The organism is Paenibacillus woosongensis, from assembly GCF_009725165.1.
GTDB lineage: Bacteria > Bacillota > Bacilli > Paenibacillales > Paenibacillaceae > Fontibacillus > Fontibacillus woosongensis.
Genome location: NZ_WNZW01000007.1, coordinates 214,376 through 236,189, shown reverse-complemented (window position 1 = coordinate 236,189; position 21,814 = coordinate 214,376). Strand labels below are relative to the sequence as shown.

Here is a 21,814-nt window from a genome sequence, read left to right as displayed (position 1 = left end):
CTGCCAAACCTAATGTAATTACAAGACCCATTCTAACTTTTATCAAAATTGGAGGAGAACAAAATGGAGCTGTTTATCAATACTCTGCTTGAAAAAAGAGACGCAGAATCAAAGCTTGTTGATTGTGAGAGGGTACTTTGGCTGAATCAGTCGGAGGATTGTGCTGTTACCATTTCTATTATAAAAAAAACGGGGGTTCCTGAGTTCAAGCGTATCTCATCCATTGAACAGGAGCTTATTGAAGGGACGATGATTAAACGCGAGCATGACCCATATTCCAGGTTTATGGTTTCGGAGGAGCTTCTAACCCCAAAAGAAATTCGCCTCAGGGATGAAGCCTGGGAATGTATTAAAGACATTGTAGAACTGGAGCCTAACATTTACAATCCCAAAGAACGGTATCAAATCATAAAGAGTGAAATGAAAAGAACCGGCAAGGGAAAAAACCTTTACTATAAATACTTACGCTATTACTGGACTGGAGGAAAGATGGTCAATGCTATACTTCCCAGATTCAGAAAATGCGGAGGGAAGGGCAGAAAGAAGAATCCAACTCAAAAGATGGGCAGACCCAGAGAAACCAGCATTTCTGTAGATCCCAAGTTAAATGGAGTCTTAATAAGCGAGGGTCATCGTAAAATATTCGATGCGATCATCAGAGAGGTCTATTTAAAAGTAAATCGAAGAGACTCCGTGAAATTTACATACGTTGAGATGCTGAAGAAGTATTATCAGGTTGGTACCACTAAGAAGGGCAAATATGAGATTCCGATAATACCTCCAGGACATGATGTACCAAGTATAGCTCAACTGCGATATCACATTCGAAGGAATTACACCAAACGCAAGCTATTAATCGCCCGGGAAGGTGAGGTTACATTTAATCGCGATTTCAGGCCTTTACTTGGATCTGAAACTAGGAAAGCAACCGGACCAGGACAGATCTACGAGGTTGACGCAACTGTTGCGGATGTATATTTAGTAAGTTCGATTGATGCCAATATTATAGTTGGCAGGCCTGTCGTATATATTGTTGTTGATGTATACAGTCATATGGTTGTCGGGTTATACGTTGGGTTTGAAGGTCCATCTTGGCTTGGAATCATGATGGCTATTGAAAATACAGTGGAGAACAAGGTTGAGTTCTGCAGGCAGTATGATATCGAAATTACTGAGGAAGAGTGGCCGTGTCACCACATGCCAGATAGTTTTATGGCTGACCGGGGCGAGATGGAGAGTAAAAATGCTGACTCGCTTGCTAAAGCGCTAGGAATCAAAATAATAAATGCGCCTCCATATCGTGCTGATCTAAAGGGCATTGTAGAACAGCAATTTCGGACACTGAATGTGGCGCTCCAACCATGGATGCCTGGTGCTGTAAAGAAAGAATACAAGAAGCGCGGGGGACCTGATTACGTCTTAGATGCGAAGCTTACCCTTAAAGAGTTTACACAAATGATGATCGAAATGATTCTTCAAAGAAACAACTATCACTATATGGAATACTACCCTTTAGACAAAGATCAGGCATTAGATAAGGTGCGGCCCATTGCAAGGGATTTATGGAATTGGGGGATAAGCCATAATCACTATTTGAAGAATGTTCATCCGGATATCGTTCGATTAAATGTATTACCCGAGGCAAAAGTTACGGTGAATCGAGAGGGAATATACTTTGAAGGAATGTATTATGGTTGTGAAGAACTAGCGCATCAAGGGTGGTTCGTTAAAGGGAAAACACAAAAGGTGCCGCTCGCTTATGACAGAAGATGTATGAATCATGTCTATGTGAAGACGGACAATGGCAGAGCTTTTATAAAGTGCGACTTATTGTCCAAATCTTCCCGATTTATTAATATGAGCCTCGAAGAGGTCAAGGCAACACGTTACGAAGAAAAACTGTCACGAAGCTTGTACTATGATGAAACGGAACTTCAGGAAGAGGTAACCTTAAGCGCGAAGTTAGAAGCGATTAAAAAAGAAGCAATGAAGCGGAGTGCTGATAGCCAAGACCATTCCTTAACAAAGTCTGAACGGAAGTCCAATATTAAAGGGAATAAAGCTGTTGAGAGAGACAGACTACGAAAAGAACAAGCTTATGAGTTGGGTAAGTCATTAGATGGGGGGACAGACGAATCATCTACTCCTGAAGATCATGTAATTCCTCTAGAAACATATAAGCCTAAATCTAAGCTGGGTTTGCTCGCAAAATTAAAGGAATCGGAGGAGAAAAAGCATGGTTAAGCAAGCCCAACAGCAGGTTGATTATTATCAATATTCTCCGAGCATTATGGGTAGGCAAGAGGAAGCTAGCTATTTCGAACAGGAGATTCCTGGATATAGGAATAATCCTTTTATAGAAGCTTTGCCCCCGATATTTGAAGAAGAAGATGTCGCATTACAAATTAGAAAATACCCTGATTATGATGAAAGAAAACGCAAATTAGGACGGCAGACAAGGCTGCATCTTGTTCAACAGATATCCGATTATGTCGAGCCGTTACCTTCACATTTTCTTGTGGAACAAAGGCTGTCGAGATTAATCCGCCATGGTTATAAAGCAAGAAATCCTTTCTCCCCAGCAGTCATGAGACAATTCCATATAGGTTTTAAAGAGGTTCTTGAAGGAGGGGTTGATTTAACAGGAGGCAATATTGCTGGGGTGAGATCTACCGCAGCCGGATTTGCTATCCTTGGAGTAAGTGGACAGGGTAAGACAACGGCAATCGAGAGCTCCTTACTTTTATATCCGCAGGTCATTCATCACTCGACTTATAAAGGGCAACCTTTTATCCGTAAGCAAGTTGTTTGGCTGAAATTAAATTGTCCGTTTGATGGTTCATTGAAGGGATTATGCTTTAATTTTTTGCAATCCATAGATTCGATCCTAGGCACAAATTATTACCGGAAATTTGCTTCAAAGGGAACATCCGTAGATATGTTAATACCAATACTGGCACATTTGGCTACATTACATGGATTAGGAGTGCTAGTCATTGATGAAATTCAATTCCTGAGTTTTCTTAAGAGTGGCGGCGCTGAAAAAATGCTTAATTATTTTACTCAATTGATTAACACGATTGGTGTTCCCGTGGTATTAGTAGGGACATTCAAGGCTATGAAACTTCTATCCGGTTCCTTCAGTCAAGCAAGAAGAAGCACGGGACAAGGGGATATGATCATGGATAGACTAAGTGAAGGCGAGGAGTGGGATTACTTCTTAAATGCTCTGTGGAAATATCAATGGACTGCTACTAAAACGCCTTTAAAGCCTCATTTGATTAAGACAATGTATGAGCTGTCTCAGGGAATTGTAGATATTGCTGTTAAGTTGTACATGTTAGCCCAGTGGCAAGCCATCGAGGACGGAAACGATAATGAAAAAATAACAGGGGCTCTCTTGGAGAGTGTTGCCAAACAGCACATGCAGTTAGTTCAGCCTATGTTAAAGGTTTTGAGAAGTAAAGACCCCCGAGCGTTAGAAGCAATAGATGATTTATATCCTAAGTGGGACGTGTTGGATCAATATTTACAAATGGCAGATGAGAAGGTCAATATTCAAGGAGAGATCAGAACAAAAATATTGCGAGATAAAAAAATTGAGCAGGACGAAGAGAAACTAATTGAACTTGTAAAAACAGCAATGAATTTCGGATCTTCTTATGATATGGCTTATGAAGCTGCTAATAAGGTTCTTCAGTCTAATGAGGCTGAGAAAGATATGGTTGATTTACGAAAACAACTTATTAAAGATATTGCGTTCAGTCCCATGACGAGTGAAGATGAGAACTGTGGCAACGAAAGAGAAGGAGCCGAAGAAAAGGGGAACAGTAAAGCCCGAAAGAAGAAAAAGCAGCAGATTATGCTTGATGAGGATGACCTTAGACATGCTGTGGCAAACAACGAAAAAGATAAAGAAGCGATCTATGAAAAATTAGTGGATATAGGGAGTATACCGTCGGAAGATGAACTATCAAAGTTAATTATTTAATAGATTCTTTGAGTGATAATTATTCATAAAGTGGGTAAAACTAGCAATAGGATCTTATTTGAGAGGGTGATTCTATTGCTAGCCCATTTTCCGACCCTTTATAAAGATGAATTACTATATAGCGGAATTGCCAGATACCATGTTAACTCCGGAAATAGGACACAAAGACAAACCATAGAGGACCTTTTCGGGAAACGATTGGCTTGCGCGACTGTGGATCTGCCAAGTCACTTAACGTGTCTTACCGATAATTTGAATGGACAATATACGACTGATCAAATCATTAATGATCATACCTTACTTCCCTATTACACTTACTTTATGAAGCAATGGAAAATTCATAAAGTACACTCTTTAATGGAAGATGGGAGTAAACAAGGGGAAGTTCATGCCTCCCTTGGATTGCTAGCTTCTTCTATAAAATTGCCGGTGAAGCTAAGATTTTGTAGCGAATGCTATAAAACAGATAGTGAAATATGCGAGCCTTATTGGCATCGCTGCCATCAGTTGCCCGGTGTATTTATCTGTCCATTGCATAGGAGCAACTTAAAGGTCAGTAGGGTAGAATACTCCACGCTTCATCACAAGTTTTCATTTGTGCCTTTAGCAATGCACGGTGAATCGGACTATACCGAACCGGTTATAGACGCGAACTGGTTGGATCATCTGGCATTCATTGCTGTTCAATCGAATTTTCTTCTACAGTCCCAGTCAAAATCTAAAGAGGAGACCGCTTCCTATAAAATAATGCTCCCAAAGGAAAGATACCAAACAGTAGGTGGTCGGGTGCGATTTAATCGCCTTATACAGGATTTTCGGAACATCTACACTGATAAACTGCTGGAATATCTAGACTGTGGTATCAATTCAAATAGCACTGATACGTGGCTACATAAAATAATCAGGAATCAAGAAGAAATTACGCATCCACTAAGGCATTTATTAACAATCGGTTTTTTTGATAAATTTGTCGGTGGTTTTTCTTTCACTCCCCATAATCATCCATTTGGAAACGGACCCTGGCCATGTCTCAATAAAGTGGCAGGTCATTACAATCAAAGTGTTGTTGAAAAATGTATAGTTACTCGTTGCTCAACAACTTCAAAGCCGGTCGGCACCTTCCATTGCAGTTGCGGATTTGTATATTCAAGAAGAGGTCCGGATACATGTGATGAGGACCGGAACCGGATAGGCAGAACTAAAGCATTTGGTCCGGTTTGGTATGACAAACTAAGACGTCTTAATAAGACCAATACATCCCTTCGTCAGAAAGCAAAAATTCTCGGTGTCGACCCTGGGACTGTAAAAACTCAAACGGAGCATCTTGATACGTATAAAGCAATTTTGCAAAAGACGAGAAGCGAAAGTCTAACTACCAGGTCGAGAAGAAACGGAAACAACGAGAAAGGATGCTCGCTAACGAGGGTCAAACGAAAAGTGGATTGGAATCAGCGAGACGAGAATTTGTATGATGTGGTAGTAAAAACGGTCGAACAGATGAAACGTTTACCTAATCCGCAAAGAATATCGTTGGCCTCAATAGCTAGACATACGGATTCAGGCCAACTGAAACATAAGCTTGTGAAGAATCTAAACAAACTCCCTAAAACCAATGAATTCATTAAGAAACATGTCGATACAACAGAGACATTTCAAGTTCGTAGGTTAATTTGGGCAGCAAGCAAGCTTAATGAAACAGAAGGAAAGGTAATGGGATGGAGATTATTGAAGTTAGCCGGATTGAATCATCCATTAAAGAAAATGGTTAAGGACAAATTCATGGAAATCGTCGAGTACCAGTCATGAAAGAAGGATGATGTTTATGTTATCGTATTTCCCGACCTTATATCCAGATGAAGATAGTAGGTCTATAATATTTAGGTATCATGTGCTTTCGGGTAACAGTGATTTTTCAGTAACAAATTCAGAGTTGTTCGGAAGAAGCTCCTACCGCTTAACCGTATTTCCTCGCAACTTAAATTTTTTGTTTGACCAGTTGCCAAAAGGAATTATGTCAATGAATGATTTTTTGTTTAAGCATACCTATTTTCACTGGGTCAAACCATTTATACCTTATGACCGATTATCAAAAACCATTGAAGAGATCAAGAAGAATGCAGGTGATTCCAATATTGCCGCTTTACTTGGCAAAGGTCAAGACAGGCTTATATCAGATAACGTGCGTTATTGCCCTGAGTGCATGAAGAATGACAGCCGAAAATATGGCGAAGTCTATTTGCACAGAATCCACCAGTTAACTTTTATAACATACTGTCCAGAGCATGGCAGTAAATTGATTATGCATTGTCCAGGCTGTCATAAAATATTGGCTAGAGTGAAAGATGGGCAGTTATTAGCTTCAATAGAGTGTGAATGTGGTCGAAATCTATCAGATTGTAAAGAAGAAGGGATTTCCACCAACAACTATAATATTGAACAGCGAATCCTTACTAACTTCTATCAGATGGTTCTGTACTCTAAGCAGGTATCCCGGGAAGAGATATTTGCAAAATTGAGAAATGTAATTGGTTTAAAAGGATATATGAAGTACAGCGGTGGTTTTGACAGAAAGCAACTTTTTCAGCACTTTGATGATTTCTTGAAAGAGAATGGACTAAAAGACTACTTGACTACTAATTTAAAAACACAGGTTAATTCAGACAGTTTCATTCTTTCAAGCAAGTCGGTTAAAAACATCCTACTCTATGTCCTATTTATGATGTTTTTATCTGGATCGGTTGAAAATTTTATATCGGAGAATGGAGCTTTCTGTTTACCTATACCATTTGGGAATGGGCCATGGATTTGTAAGAACCCGGTATGTGAAGGTTATAACTTAGGAGTTATTAAAAAATGTGTTCGGGTTGATCATGGTGGAAGATATATTTCTGGATTATTCGGTTGTCCGCTATGTGGCTTTAGTTTCTCAAGAAGATGGAAATTAAATGATCATAGTAACGAGAAGCCTTATGCAGTATTAACAATGGGGCCATTGTGGCATGCAACTGTATGGGAACTTCATTCAAGTGGCTTAAGTAATAATGCTATTGCAAAAAGGTTAAAGACATCTCCTACCCAAATAAAACTTTCATTGAACCGTAGTAAAGAACCAGCTTCAGACACAAGAATACTTCAGTCGCTTGAAGTGTTATGGGCATCCTCCATAGATAATAATGGCGAGGTTGCTACAACATCAGAGGTCACCACGTTGTTAAAAGAAAATCGCGAGAAGATACTTGAAATTTTACGAAATAATAATGGCATTTCAAGAACTGAACTTGCAAAAAGATATAATCATCTGTATTTTAAAATGTTTAAGAACGACCGGGATTGGATGGAACAAAACTTGCCTCCCAGCAAAAAGAACCAGATTCGAAAGGATTGGGCTAAGTTAGATTTAGAATATTGTAAAGTTTTAGCCGCAGTGGCAGATGATCTGTACAGATTAAATCCAGCAGAACAGATAAAAAAATACACTATCCTGGCTCATTCCCACAAAGTTATTACTGAGCATTTAGAGAATGCACCCCAAAAATTCCCAAGGGTTATGGAATTGTTAAAAAGCAAGATTGAGTCTGATGCGGACTACTTAATCCGTCATCTACCAGTAATTATTGAACAGATGAAAAAATACAATAAGAGGGTCATTTCCCTTGAGAGCATAAAAACGTATAGCCCGATGTACAGGAGAAGCACAGCAGAAGTAGATGAAAGAATCATTAGCCAATTGGAGACAATGATAATTTGGCCGTAAAAGAGCCAAATGGAAGAAAAGGATGAGCAGTGCGTGTACTAACACGATCGCGGCTCATCCTTTTCAATATGCTTCCATCAGTTTACTTTTTCTAGGTAAATTTGGGTGTGAAGTAGGATTTTCTTGTTTGATGTCGAATTTTTACAGTAAACATATAGTCCCTTGTTCATAGGGATATAGTGAGGTGTCTATGGATAAGATTGCTGAATTAATCGAATTTGGCTATGAGTGCGAATATCTGGACTTTAAAGAGAGACAATACCATAAAGACAAGAGTATGGATTTACTAATGGATATAATGGCGATGGCCAATTCTCGGCATAATGGCGATAAATTCATTATTATTGGAGTCAAGGATCGACCAGAAGGTAAGGAGATAAAGGGAATAGATCCGAAAGAGTTTATAGATTCATCCAATTATGTGCAACTGGTTCTGAATAATATCGAACCAGAAATACAGTTTGATTATTTCAGATATGAATACAAAGGCGTAGTGTTAGCTGTTTTTAAGATCTGTAAAACAGAAAATAAGCCATACATGATGAGAAAGAAATTTGACAGACTGAACGAGGGGTATTGCTTAATTCGCAAAGGTAGTATGAATACAGTAGCCAAACGCAGCGACTATGATTACATGTATTTAAATAAAGGACAGTTCGAGCTAAGATTTCTAGATTATGCACTACATGCAGTACATGATGCACAGGGTTGCGCATCTATTGAAGTTGCGTTTGCTAATACAACAGAATTACCTATTACGATAATCGGTGGCACATTATATGTCCGCAATAATCAAGGAAAAGAACTGTCAAGGCACCACGTATATGGGTTGGATAAATTTATAGGTGCGGATTTCAAATTAGCGGTACCACCAAAAACAGAAATAGTTGGCCACTTGATGGTTGGTTTTGAATCATCAGATCCGTTTAGATTAAATATTGATGAGGACGGAATATGTGCTGAGGAGTACGTATTCGAGCTTCTGCTAGTGGATGCACGAGAGAAACGATATTCCGCAACTATGAATAATGCAAGAGTTTTTGTGATCGGCGACTTTCTTTGGAAGGTGAAAGAACAGAAGGGAATCCCACATAAGTTTCGGACGCATAGATGATTTAATAGCATGTGTGGGTATTGAAACTATCGATCAGTATTCTGTTTAAAAGAGGTTGGTTGACAGATATTCTATATGGAATTTGGGGAGAACTCATTATGAAGATGAACAAACTCTATATCAAAAATTATCGAATGTTCAAAGATGAGCTCATAAAAGTGAATAGCGGCTGTAATATTTTTGTTGGCGATAATAATTCAGGAAAAAGTACATTGCTTGAAATAATTCAAGTCCTTCTGAGTGGAAAAATAAATAATTCGTCCTTTGAGCGTCAATTAAAGGCATCTTTTTTCAACTATGAATCTCGTTCTATTTTTACAGAAATCATTGCAGATCCTTCTCAGAAAATTGAAGAATTACCTTCTATAATTGTTGAAGCTTATTTCGATAACGATGTCAGTAACTCTAGTTATAAAGGAACAAATAATGAGCTTGGTGAAGACTGTCCGGGCATTCGTATGAGTGTTGAGTTTAATCAAGATTATTCACCTGCATTTCAAACGATGGTACAGGATGGAGAGATTTATGATATACCGGTTGAGTTTTACAAAGTAAGCTGGAGAGATTTTGGTGACAATCCAATTATATTTAGGACTTTTCCGGTAAAGGTATCACTGATTGATACTACACAAAAAGATTATGACTCAGCAGTAAACAAATTTATTAATTCAAGAATTACTAACAATTTATCTGATGATGAAAAAGTACATCTAACTAGAGCATATAGAAAAATGAAACACGAATTTAATAACAATCCGAATGTTATAGCCCTTAATGAAAGGTTAGCAGTAGAAGAAAAACTTGATGATAAAGCGATTAAGTTTGGTATGCAGGAAGATGTACTCGAATCTTGGATGAACGAGGTTTCAATCGAAGTCGAGAACATTCCTTTTGAAGATATGGGTTTTGGTACTCAAAATCTAATTAAAATGGAACTGGTATTTAAACAAGATACCGAGAAATCTAATGTAGTATTGTTTGAGGAGCCTGAAAATAATTTAGCATTTGGGAATATGTCACGTCTTATTTCAAAAATAAATCAAGATGAGAATAAACAGGTTTTTATATCAACGCACAGCAGTTTTGTAGCAAACAAATTAGGTCTTAAAAATATAATTCTCTTGTATAAGGGGCACACAAATCAACTGGATGCTGTAGATACTGATACTATGGATTTCTTTAAAAAACTGCCCGGTTATGGGACAGTTCGTTTTCTATTGGCAGAGAAAGTAATATTGGTTGAAGGGCCGACTGATGAATTAATTATTCAACGTGCTTACAAAGATGTTCACGGAAAGTTACCAATTGAAAATGGAGTGGATGTCATTACGGTTGATTCACTGGCTTTTAAAAGGTATTGTGATTTAGCCGTTTTAGTACGAAAACCATTACGAATTATTACGGATAATGATGGGGATGTTCAACGGAATATCATAGATAAATATAAGGACTACCTCAAGGCGCATGGTGATTTGATAAAAATATATTATGAAACTAATGAAACACTTCATACAATCGAACCGAGTGTACTAGCTGTTAACTCAGTTGAGGAGGAAGTGTTTAACAAGTTTAAAAGGGTTATCTCTAAAGGGAATTCGATGATTAAAAAAAGTGTGGCAGAAATAGAATCTTTTATGATTAACAATAAAGCTGAATGGGGAATGAGGGTATTTGATTCAGACGAATGTATCGAATACCCCGCGTATATTAAAGATGCGATACGATAATACATTGGTTCTTGCTTGTGCTGGCTCAGGTAAAACATACGGAATGTGTAGTGATGCTAAGTCTATAACTGAGAAATCTACTAAGAAAATATTGATGCTGTCTTACACGAATAAAGGTGTTTATTCAATAAAGAGAGAGTATGCAAAGCAAAATAACGGTGTGCTCGATAAAAATGTTGTTATAAGTACATGGTTTCAATTCATACTAAAAGAATTAATCAGGCCATATCAGAGAAGCTTTTTAGGGGAGATCAGTCAAATAAAGTCTTTTGACTTCTCTAGAACATATGGTGTTGATTATGCAAGAAAAAATACCGTGTCGTATTTTTTGAACAAGAACAAAGATGTGAAGGCTAACAATGCTACCGAGTTCGCACTTTTCTTAAATCAATTATCAAAGGGCGCTGTCTTGAAAAGGCTTGAGGAAACATATGCTTGCATTTATATTGACGAGCTGCAGGACTTGGTGGGAAAAGATATAGAACTTCTTGAACGTTTATTCCTTTCATCCATCAAAATCTATTGTGTTGGTGACTACAAACAAGCAACTCTTAAGACTCACAATCCGAAATCGGATAGAAAAAAGGGTGGTATGCATGTTTTTAGTTACCTTGAGACTTGCAAAGATACACATCAAATAAACATTATTAAAAATAACACTTCCAAACGATTTGTTGCTGATATAGCAAACTTTGCGAACTTAGTATACCCAGAGGACCCGATTGTTGGAGCATTAGAAACAAAGAAACCAGCCGTTGGAGTTTTCCAGATTCTTCAGTCAGATGTGCATACGTACGTAGAACACTTTCAACCAAATATCTTGAAGTACGATATTAAGACCCCAACCTTAGGGTATCCATCCCTTAACTTTGGTGTAAGCAAAGGGATGACTTTAGAACGTGTTTTAATTTTTCCTAATAAGCCACTCTACTCATTCTTATTAAATCCGGAGGGGCGATTGAAGGCTCCTGACAAATATTTTGTTGGTGTCACTCGAGCAAAGTACAGCCTGGCATTTGTGGTTGAAAAATTCAAACCCAACGAATATTTTTTTGAAGATAGTATTAGTTTTGGGGGTAAGGACGCTACGGTTTTAAAGTTTAAAGTCTGAAACTAATTCTAGCGACACATGAGCTTGCTGTGATGAGCTTCACCAACGTATTAAGTAAACTCAGCTCTAATAGACATTATCATAGTTTGGTAAATGTGGAGGTGTACTACAATGTGGTCAGATAATGAAACTTCTCAGGACCTTCTGGGTTTTAAAGTTCATGCCGACTTAATAAGGTCAGTTGTTACCAATCCTAAGCTACTCCCAGTCACATTGGGGGTTTTTGGGGATTGGGGTAGTGGAAAAACAAGTATTATGAAAATGTTGGAGAACGATTTAGATCCGGAAAATTATCCACCGGGTGCTCCTGAAAGAGCAAAATACGAGAAAATAGCAGTTTTATATTTCAATGGTTGGCTTTTCGAAGGATATGATGATGCAAAGTCAGCGCTCCTCAGCTCGATTCTATTACAACTCGGTGAGCATAAAAGATTTGGTCCTAAAATAAAAGAAAAAGTTGCCGGGCTCTTGAAATCCGTAAATTGGATGCGGGTAGCGAAATTCGGTGTGAAGGAAATAGGTATGCCTGCACTGGCAGCGTACATAACGGGCGGAGCAAGTATTGTACCAAGTTTAATGAGCACTGGTAAGAAAGCATTGGGATCAATTCTACCGACAAAAGACGATGAAGAGACAGGGGAAGAAGGGGAATCAAAATCCGATATTAATTGGGAGGAAATGATAAAGGAAGATAAGAGCGAAGCAAGCGCCATGGATGTACGGACATTTCGACAGGACTTCGAAAAGTTGCTTAAAGATACGAATATAGAATCTTTAGTCGTGTTAATTGACGATTTAGACAGATGTTCGAACGAACGCATCATAGAAAATTTAGAAGCAATTAAATTGTTTTTAAATGTCGAGAGAACAGCATTTGTTATAGGTGCAGATCCTCGGATAGTACGTCATGCAATTGAAGTTAGATATGCGCAAATGAAGTTCAAAGATGAGCGAGACCCTGTTGAAGCCTCGGAGAGGCTTGTAACCGACTACTTAGAAAAGTTAATACAAGTTCCCTATAGGTTACCCAAATTATCACCGGCTGAGGTTGAAAGCTACATGGCCCTACTATTTTGTGCTAGGGACGTTGAAGATGAAACCTTACTTGGAAAAGTGCACAAGGCTTGTGATGAACAAAGGTGTGCAAATCGTTACTCTGTATTTGGTTACGCTGCCGTGAAAGAAGCATTTGGTGAAGCGGAACTTCCGTCTACTCTCAGTGAAAGTTTAATTTTCAGTTCCAGCATTGCGCCGCTTATTACAGAAGGGCTTAAGGGGAATCCAAGGCAAGTTAAACGATTCTTAAATGCCTATTTTTTAAGAAAAGAACTAGCAAGGGTTGCAGGACTACAAAGTATCCGAGATGACATTCTGGTGAAATTGATGGTTCTTGAGTACGGACACTATAAGCAATTCATGGATTTATTTGAGTGGCAAGCTAAACAAGAAGGTAGGCCAACAGAGTTAAAGCAACTTGAAGCGGTGCTAGCACCGCCTGATGGTAATTTCGAAAATGAAGATGAGGCCAAACAAATTGCTCCGGAATGGTCTTCTTCTTTTATGCGCCGCTGGGTGGCAATGGAGCCGTTGTTGAGCGATATAGATTTGAGGGATTATTTTTGGGTAGCAAGGGACAAGCTGAGTTCAACTTTATCAGGGGTATCTATGATTCCACCATTTGTAAGAACTATACTTGAAGACATTCTGTCCTCTAATGCAGGAAGGATGGGACGTGCGTTTGATTCTACATTAAAACTAAGTACAGATGAGCGCATTTTACTGCTAAATCAAATTGAAAAGCATATCCTCCGAAATCCAGATCAAAAAGTTGGCTATGATGCATTAAGAGGATTAATAGAAAAGGATGTCATTGAAAGTATTGAAATTCTCGCTCGCATTTTATTAAATGTTCCTGCGGATGCTATCCCCCCGGCGGTTGGTAACGATTTGATTACTTTGCAAAGAAGTAAACAAGAACTGAATGAGCATTTTGAACCCGTAATTAAACAATTGAAATCAACCGAGACAAAAATTGGTCGAGCTTTAAAACTTATCGAAAAAAGGAGGTAGATATTCAATGGGAACATCTAAAGGCTACGATGCACCAACAACCCCTCAATGGGGAGATCTGAAGAGTAAAGTTTCAAGGCTAGCTAAAGTAGGTCGCCCTGGCTCTGATAACTCCAAGGAATTAGTGGGACAGTTTATTCGTGCCAATGGAGGTACGCAAGGTGTAGCAAGGAATGGAGGTATGGGTGCTAAAAGCGCTCAAGCTGTTGCAAAGAACTTAGGTTCATTTCTTTCTTTAGTAAACCGTCTAGGAATCAATGAAGCACTGAAACAAACGGGATTAGAGCATTTAAAGGGAAAGGCAACATCGGATATTGTTTTGTCGCTTATTGATTATTTTGGAGAAGAAGCAAGTACTATCGATCAAGTTGATGCCAGAAATGCTCTATCTCAACTTATGGACGAAATGTTTGAGAAAGTTGAGGGGATTGATGAAATCACTCAAGTACTAGAAGGATGTTCAAACCCAGACAGTTTGACGGAGATGCTGGAAAAATTTTTTGGTTATTATGTTTATCAACAATTTTGTCGATCTTTTTATGAAAGATTAGCTTCTAAAGTTGGTAATGCTCAAGCCGATGCATTCCTAAATGATATATTGGATTATATTAAATCAGAAATTACAGTCTTTTCTCTCGATAAAGACATTACACAGGTAGATTGGAGCGGGCCAGAAGGCGAATCAATATGTGTTCAAGTATTAGAAAAAACACTAGATGTATTTGGAGGTTAGCCATGATAAATGTGACGGTAAGCCCGGCGGAAAAAACTAAACTCGAACTAGCAAAAGTGTCCCTTCAGAATACCGATACTCAAGAAGTCAGTAATCTTGATTTAGATTTTAAAACACTATTTCAAAGATGTGGAATTCCAAACGATACTGTCTTAGACTTCTTGTTTATGGCTACTGTGTTCTATGCCACAGATAAATTTGTTGGGAGAAAAAGTGTAGAGGATAAATGGACTCGGAATATTAAGATTAAGATCCCTGTATACGAGTTGATGAAGTGGCAAACTGTAAAGGGAAATTTGGATAAGTGTATGTCATTTTTAACCGGAGATATTTGGGATATTGAGTTTTATCAAAATACTTCTTCGTTACATAGACCAACTGAAAGAACACGTCCGCCAAGGCGTGTCTTACCACGAGTGAAAGCAGACCTGGTTTGCTTATTCTCGGGTGGTTTAGATTCATTAGTTGGTGCTGTTGACTGGCTGGAAAGTCATCCACAAGGAGATATTTTACTGGTGGGCCACTATGATGGACAAGTAAGTGGGCCTAAGACAGATCAGAGAAATCTTTTAAAACATTTGCAGCAGCATTATGCTTCTAGAATTGATTCATTACAAGTTAGGGCGGGTCAGAGCCCTTCAGGAAAAGAAACAACTTTTAGAAGTCGCTCTATTTTGTTCCTGGCCATCGGAATCTATGCAGCTGCGAGTATTGGCGAGGATGTACCATTGTTAATACCGGAGAATGGAACAATTGCTTTAAATATACCTCTTACACCATCTAGAAGAGGCTCTTGCAGCACGAGGACTGCTCATCCAAGCTATTTACAAATGCTGAGTCATATTTTACAAAGTGTCGGAATATCAAATCCAATATTAAACCCGTTAGGTCTAAAGACCAAAGGAGAGGCAATTAGCCAGTGCAGAAACCAACAAGTACTACAGAATGCTATTCCCGATTCAGTGTCCTGTGGTAAAAGTGGACATAAATCCAGTTGGATTAGAAGAGATGCAAAAGGCTGTGGGAGATGTGTTCCCTGTATTTTTAGAAGAGCATCATTGCATGTAATTGATGCAGATAATGAAAATTACGGGATCGACATCTTTAGTGATGAAATCGATTTATCAAGTAATAAAGCCTCTGTTAGTGACTTTAGGGCTGTATTGGCGTTTTTGGGGCACAACTATAATATTGAGGAAATAAAAAGATTATTGCTTTCAAGTGGTGTGTCCATCGAAGAAATTGATGAATATTCAAATCTTGTTATTCGAGCCATGGCTGAGATAAAGAAACTTGTTAATGACAAAGGAACAACTGGTACTAAACAATTGATCGGTCTTACTTAAGGATGTGAATTAAAATGCTCGATGCTCATTGCCATATAGACTTGTACAAGAGCCCTTATACGGTAGCTAATGAAAATGAAAAAAAAGGTATATCAACTATTGCAGTTACAAATTTGCCGAGTCACTTTGCAATGGGTTATTCTCATTTAAAAAAATTTAAATATATTCGAGTAGCTCTAGGCTTACATCCACTTTATGCCGATAAGCATACACCTACTGAAATGAAAAAATTTATTGAATATGCAAAAACGACATCATACATTGGAGAAATTGGACTGGACTTTTCAAGAGAAGGCATAAGAACAAAAACAAAACAACTCCAAAGCCTGCGTCATGTGTTAAGTCAAATCAGTGATAGACCTCGATTTATTTCGCTTCATTCAAGAAGGGCTGAATCTACAGTCCTGCTAATGCTACAAGAGTTCTCAATTCAACGGGCTGTTTTCCATTGGTACAGTGGCTCATTATCCTTAATAAATGAAATTGTTGAAGAAGGGCACTATTTTTCTATTAACCCTGCAATGATTGAATCTACTAATGGTTGTAAAATTATTGCGAAAATTCCTCGAGATAGAATATTAACTGAAACTGATGGACCTTTTATCAAAATTGAAGGAAAGCTTATTACATCTCATGATATATCGCTAGTTCTGAAATATTTGAGTAATCTTTGGGAGTGTTCTTATGAAGATGCTGAGTTGCAAGTGAAAAATAACTTTAACAAAATTATATTACCAATTCAACAGTTTATCAAAGGGATTTGATTTTATGGCGAGACGAGACATTGAGGAATGAGGTGCTTAAAATGCTCCTATGCAGAACATCAAAGGTCAGAGAGAAATTGATTCAAGAACACGATATTAAACCAATTGCTCATGTTCGATTGTTAAATGGACAAAAACGCCAAAGTTGTACTAAGGAGGTACTTACGGGCAGTTATTATTGTTTCTCTTATCGAGCTAAAAATAGTGATATTACGGGTACTTTTTTATGTGGTACCTATGCAGCAGAAGATTTTCTTGAATTAATTCATCATCCCAAGTTAAAGGTCTTTGACCCTTTAGTGTCCGAAAATGTTGGAACAAGAACAAGCAATGGCACTAATAGAGATGGAGGATTCAATGATACATGGCATCCAACTGCAAAACAACTGTTCAATGCAATCAATCTGATAGTTATATGCTGGGGACAGGTTCCTGGAGGTGTGTTGCAAAAAATAAAGAATGAAATTGAGAAAAATAAAAATCGCGAGCCACTACCCAGACAAATCAAAGCAATAAATACAATTATCTCAAGGGATAGGAAAGATCGTACGCTTCAACAAATGCTTGATGATTTGCGAAAGAATAATAACAAGATTCGTGATTTTCATTTTAATTTGTTGAATGAATCTCTAGTAAGCAGTGGAATAGAAAAGTCTTATTTCGAGTAGAGTCATGAACAAACCGATGAAAGCCACAATATAGAAATATAATGATTCGTTGCTAAAATATTTATCGAAAGCATTAACTTTAATTATTTCAAAAATGCTCTAAGTTTATTTTGTACAAAAAATTATTTGGAGAAGAGGGTAATAATTATGCAAGCCTTTTTTTATATCGACGAAAGTGGAAATACAGGGAGCAATTGGTTGGATTTTTCTCAGCCTTATTTTGTGTATGGTGGTTGGTTAATTAGAGAGGATATGAAAAATGGCGTAGAAGATTACTTGAAAACTTTATTAGAGAATACACAAGCAGCAGAATTAAAGTCTAAAAACTTTTTCAAAAAAAAAGATGCATCAACTCACTTTTATGACCTTTTTAAAAAATTAGTTTTTGAATTTTATTCAATTCCTTATTTCGTTGTTGTTGATAAAAAGTTTATGGTTGCTGCTAAAATAGTCGAGACTTTTTTTGATTGTGAATATAATCCTGCTGTAAACAAAAATTTAACTCATCCAATAGAGTTAAAAAAAGCATTAGCATCTTGCATAGTGGAGTCAGAAGAAGTATTAAAAGATTTTGCAGTGCTAATAAATAGTAGTGCCCTTTCGATTGAGAGTATGGGGTTGATTAATCAGAAACTTATCGATTTATTTATTAGTCTAGGGCATACTGAAGTTGCTTGTTCGCTAAAAGATTTAGGAGAACAGAATTTCGAAGAGATGATAGATGAATTTCAGGTGGTAACACGTCAGGGAACCAAGATGAGCTTTATAACTTTAACTGGCACAATGTTAGTAGAATTACTTAAAAATGTAGAGTTAACATTTACGAATTCAAATATTACTGTAAAGGTAATGCATGATAGATTACGAGGATATGATGAAGTGTTTAGTGAATTATCAACTATTTTTCTTACATCAAAAACACCAACAGTCCTTGGTACTGATGGGAGATATTTTGTCTCAGATTTTCCTCACATAAAAATGATTGATATGATAGATTCAAAATCTGAAATATTAATACAGGCTTCTGACTTATTATGTGGTTTTATTTCCAAGACATTCCAAACAACCCAAAGAAATGAGTATCTCGATGATCATTCAAGAGAAATATTGACGGATTTAATTTATATGCACGATGAGTACGTAGAAGATCGGGTGAAATTATGGAATATGTACGCTTCGTATGCATTCGAAGAAAGATTTATTCTTGCAATGAATAACAGTAATACAAAAAAAACAGATTATCATTCTATAATTGAAAAAGAATTTAGGAAAACTTTGCGGAATACCGGAATAGGCTTATGATGACCATTACTAATGATTAAAGTTAAGTGATATGTACACTGCTCAATAGAGTGTTTTTCAGATAGCGAGTTTTCCGTATTCCCATAAAAAATCAACTAATTAGTACTGGAATCTACTAAATTAATGAGTGAACATAGAATTTAAAAGTATAAACATAATATCTATAAGAACTTTGGAGTTGAGGTGGTAGTGATATGTCTCTAACAATATATTTGGATGAAAGTGGTCATACTGGTGATGTCTTTGTGAAAGATGAGATTGATTTTTACTTTAATAATCAACCGTATTTTGTTTTGGCTGCAGTAGGGATTCCAAATATTTTAGAAAGAGATATTGAAGAGCTTATTAATTCTTTGCGGAGTAAATATAATATTCAATCAAATGAGCTAAAAGTAAAAAATAAATCATTTTCAATTGAGCTAATGCAACATATTTTTGACATGAAAATCCCAATATTTATAGAAGTTACACACAAAAAATTTTTTTTAGCCGTGCAATTATGTAATTTAATTATTAAACCGTTAATTGACAGGCTAGAAGAAACTGATGAGTTTCTTCAAATGAGGCGAGATTCAGCAGATTTAATAGTGCGTACCTTTCCTGAGTCAATTTATCTTGATTTTTGCAGTGTATGTAGAAAAAGAGACGCTAGTTCATTTGAAAACTTGATGTATTCATTACATAAATATCTCTCGGAAAATCTAGAATTAATATACTTTTCTGATTTACTAGAAGAGAGTATGAATGAATATATTAAATTAAAAAGAAAAAATAACTTACACAAACCTACGCATGATTTTTTTCTACCATTGCCTGATAAAAATAAAAAAGGTGAGATTATCTCATCTCTTCCGCATATACCTTCATTTTCTAATATTTGTATGCGTGTTGAGAAATACCGGCAAATGCTTGGGATACCGAAAATAGAGTATGTGCATGATGAACAAGCATATTTGTGGGACATTCTGTTTGATAACGTATCGTTTCTCTGGGAACACCAAGACGATAGCTTAATAAAAAATAATCATCTCAAGCACAGTATTTGTCCTAGACTTCCGATAGATACTTGCTTATCAACAGGGGTTTCCAAAGAGAGTACAGGTCTGCTTATAGCCGATGTTATTTCACGATCTTTGTATCGTTTTTGGGTAGAGTACGAAAAAACAAGTGGTTTTGACTCGGATTATTGTGCTTTATTTGAAGGACTACAACAACCAATAATTAATAAGTATTTTGGAGTTAATTTAGTACTACCCCAGAAACATGTAGATGAATATCATCGTTCAACAGGCCAATAAAAACGAAAAATTGACATATACTAAGGAGATAAAATGCAATTTCAGCGTTGGATACCAAGAACCGAAACTTCGTGGTCATGGAGAGTTTTCAAAAAATATAATGATGAGCTATTCAAAATGTATGTAACATTTTGTAATTCGCACAAATATACATATAAATCACTAAAGGAAAATAATGCTGATTGGATGGACTCTCCTGAACAGCACTTTGAGTTTTCATATGGTTGGGATAAAAGAAGATATAACGATTTGAAAGATTGGTCAGATTCCTTCAATGATTTGAGAAATTGGATTAACTTAAATGCGCTTTTATCCATTTCTTCCAATTTAGAAACTTATATAGCAACCACTATTCCGTTAGCTTTAGAATCTGATATTGGCATTTTGTACGGTACGCCACGACGAATAGATGGTATAGAAATAATTAAACATCGTGTTAATAAAAATAAATCACAATTTGATGAATTTGTTCTAGCTTGTACGAAAGGGGATTGGAATAGCAGGATATCTTCATACAAGAAGATATTTGGAAAGGTTCCTGAGTATTTTGAAAATAAAAAAAATGATTTAGAGAAGATCAGAAAAATTAGAAACGATATTGCTCACGCCTTCGGTAGAGATATTATAGATTCGCGAGTAATCGGAAGAGTAAATTTAACGAAAATCACAAATATGTCAGAAACTCAGTTGCGTCATTTTCAAGACATTGTGTGGAGAACCGTCAAGGATATTGATGGACATTTATACAAAAATCATATAGGGGACTATGAATCATTACTGTTCTACCATAATTTATATCCTGAATTAAATAGTTCCGTTCATCCCAATAACAGAGCGATACAATTTAAAAAGAGAATAGGTCAACATGGTGATGTTCCGCCGAATAAAGAATATTGTAAACAATTAGTCAAATATTACGAAGGTATCTAAAGTCATGGGTTCTAAGTATTTTTATATGAAGATACACTAAACAAGTTCCCAACTTTCTTTACATGGTAATTTGTGGTGGTTCCAGACTTTTTATTTTTTGTGTTTATCACGTGCCACGGCAAATCCAGTAAAATCAACAAAAACAGTTCACGACTTTTTTATCACCTAACAATATTATATTAATATTATCCAGTGATAAAGAAGTGTCGAACCAGTGACAGAAGTATGGAACTACACGAACTGTTGTCCGATAACATGGATAACTGGTTGATCAATAGAATCAGTAAACTAATAATGACTAAACAAAATAATGATCCTGATGACTCTAAGTCATCAGGACTTTCTTGATGTTTAAGGAGGGGGAAAACAATGTCAACTGTTGGAGAGAGAGAATAAGACGCATTCAGAAACTACATAAACAAAACCAAATTGAATTCACGAAATTTATAGGAGTATCGCAAGGGACTTTGAGTGAATTAGAGCAAAAGAAATACAAGCTTTCCTTAGACATGATCTTGGCAATTCATAATCATTTCAATGTAGACTTGCTCTGGTTACTTCTTGGTGAAGGTACACTTAATAAAGCAGATAAAATACAAGAACTTATAGAACAAGAAACGGCTTTCCTTTCAATTTTCAAGAAACTGACTGATACTGACCAAAGTGAAATTATAGATTTTATAAAAATGAAAATAAGACGTTATTCATAAAGTAGGTACAGAAGTTAAAATAGGTGGTTCTAATATTAGAACCACCTTATTTGTGTTCGTGCATCGTACATCCGGTCATTCATGGAACGAAAATCCACCAGATTTTAGAGTACCTTAGGAAGAGTACCTTTTTGTAATTCTCACATTTGAAGAGCAACTTGCATATCAAAAAAACTTCAAGTTTGAATAAGAGACCCAAACACCCACATGGGGCCGGGCAGTCATCAGGTGTTCCAACCGAGTACCGTTGAGAAGACCAAATTTAACAATAGTTTTACTATATTTAACAAAAGAAT

Annotated in this window: 16 protein-coding genes; all 16 read left to right on the top strand. The window is 36.8% G+C overall.

Going from position 1 to position 21,814, the window contains the following annotated elements; all coding sequences use genetic code 11:
• The first annotated feature begins 63 nt into the window (after window positions 1-63).
• Complete coding sequence (locus GNP95_RS17360; RefSeq protein WP_155612122.1) at window positions 64-2,244, top strand: Mu transposase C-terminal domain-containing protein; 2,181 nt, start codon at window positions 64-66, stop codon at window positions 2,242-2,244.
• Window positions 2,237-3,991 (top strand): ATP-binding protein, encoded by a 1,755-nt coding sequence (locus tag GNP95_RS17355; protein ID WP_155612121.1) that lies wholly within the window; start codon window positions 2,237-2,239, stop codon window positions 3,989-3,991. Before GNP95_RS17360 ends, GNP95_RS17355 begins: the two co-directional genes overlap by 8 nt.
• A 12-nt stretch (window positions 3,992-4,003) precedes the next feature.
• A complete protein-coding gene (locus GNP95_RS17350) occupies window positions 4,004-5,797 on the top strand; it encodes a TnsD family Tn7-like transposition protein (RefSeq protein ID WP_330163484.1) in 1,794 nt (597 codons plus the stop codon).
• Window positions 5,798-5,804: 7 nt separating this feature from the next.
• On the top strand, window positions 5,805-7,745 hold the full coding sequence (locus GNP95_RS17345) for a TnsD family Tn7-like transposition protein (RefSeq protein WP_155612119.1): 1,941 nt from the start codon (window positions 5,805-5,807) through the stop codon (window positions 7,743-7,745).
• Between the two features lie 190 nt (window positions 7,746-7,935).
• Entirely contained in the window at window positions 7,936-8,859 is a 924-nt protein-coding gene (locus tag GNP95_RS17340; RefSeq protein ID WP_155612118.1) for an AlbA family DNA-binding domain-containing protein, read from the top strand.
• A 98-nt stretch (window positions 8,860-8,957) separates the two neighbouring features.
• Complete coding sequence (locus GNP95_RS17335) at window positions 8,958-10,586, top strand: ATP-dependent nuclease (protein WP_155612117.1); 1,629 nt, start codon at window positions 8,958-8,960, stop codon at window positions 10,584-10,586.
• Entirely contained in the window at window positions 10,573-11,697 is a 1,125-nt protein-coding gene (locus tag GNP95_RS17330; RefSeq protein WP_196427223.1) for a UvrD-helicase domain-containing protein, read from the top strand. Before GNP95_RS17335 ends, GNP95_RS17330 begins: the two co-directional genes overlap by 14 nt.
• A gap of 111 nt (window positions 11,698-11,808) precedes the next feature.
• Window positions 11,809-13,767, top strand: coding sequence for a KAP family P-loop NTPase fold protein (locus tag GNP95_RS17325; protein ID WP_196427222.1), 1,959 nt, complete (start codon window positions 11,809-11,811; stop codon window positions 13,765-13,767).
• A 7-nt stretch (window positions 13,768-13,774) separates the two neighbouring features.
• A complete protein-coding gene (locus tag GNP95_RS17320; RefSeq protein WP_155612114.1) occupies window positions 13,775-14,500 on the top strand; it encodes a hypothetical protein in 726 nt (241 codons plus the stop codon).
• A 2-nt stretch (window positions 14,501-14,502) separates the two neighbouring features.
• The gene (gene qatC, locus GNP95_RS17315; protein WP_155612113.1) at window positions 14,503-15,846 is read left to right on the top strand and encodes a Qat anti-phage system QueC-like protein QatC; all 1,344 of its coding nucleotides are present in this window, start codon (window positions 14,503-14,505) and stop codon (window positions 15,844-15,846) included.
• 14 nt (window positions 15,847-15,860) lie between these two features.
• Window positions 15,861-16,610 carry a TatD family hydrolase gene (locus tag GNP95_RS17310; protein ID WP_155612112.1) on the top strand — a complete coding sequence of 250 codons (750 nt, stop codon included), beginning with the start codon at window positions 15,861-15,863 and terminating at the stop codon, window positions 16,608-16,610.
• 20 nt (window positions 16,611-16,630) lie between these two features.
• Window positions 16,631-17,278: a hypothetical protein gene (locus GNP95_RS17305; protein ID WP_230873882.1), complete on the top strand. Its 648-nt coding sequence runs from the start codon at window positions 16,631-16,633 to the stop codon at window positions 17,276-17,278.
• 147 nt (window positions 17,279-17,425) lie between these two features.
• Window positions 17,426-18,580, top strand: coding sequence for a DUF3800 domain-containing protein (locus tag GNP95_RS17300; RefSeq protein ID WP_155612110.1), 1,155 nt, complete (start codon window positions 17,426-17,428; stop codon window positions 18,578-18,580).
• 194 nt (window positions 18,581-18,774) lie between these two features.
• On the top strand, window positions 18,775-19,878 hold the full coding sequence (locus tag GNP95_RS17295) for a DUF3800 domain-containing protein (protein ID WP_155612109.1): 1,104 nt from the start codon (window positions 18,775-18,777) through the stop codon (window positions 19,876-19,878).
• A gap of 33 nt (window positions 19,879-19,911) precedes the next feature.
• The gene (locus GNP95_RS17290; protein ID WP_155612108.1) at window positions 19,912-20,808 is read left to right on the top strand and encodes a hypothetical protein; all 897 of its coding nucleotides are present in this window, start codon (window positions 19,912-19,914) and stop codon (window positions 20,806-20,808) included.
• A gap of 347 nt (window positions 20,809-21,155) precedes the next feature.
• On the top strand, window positions 21,156-21,518 hold the full coding sequence (locus GNP95_RS17285) for a helix-turn-helix domain-containing protein (protein WP_155612107.1): 363 nt from the start codon (window positions 21,156-21,158) through the stop codon (window positions 21,516-21,518).
• Window positions 21,519-21,814 lie beyond the last annotated feature (296 nt).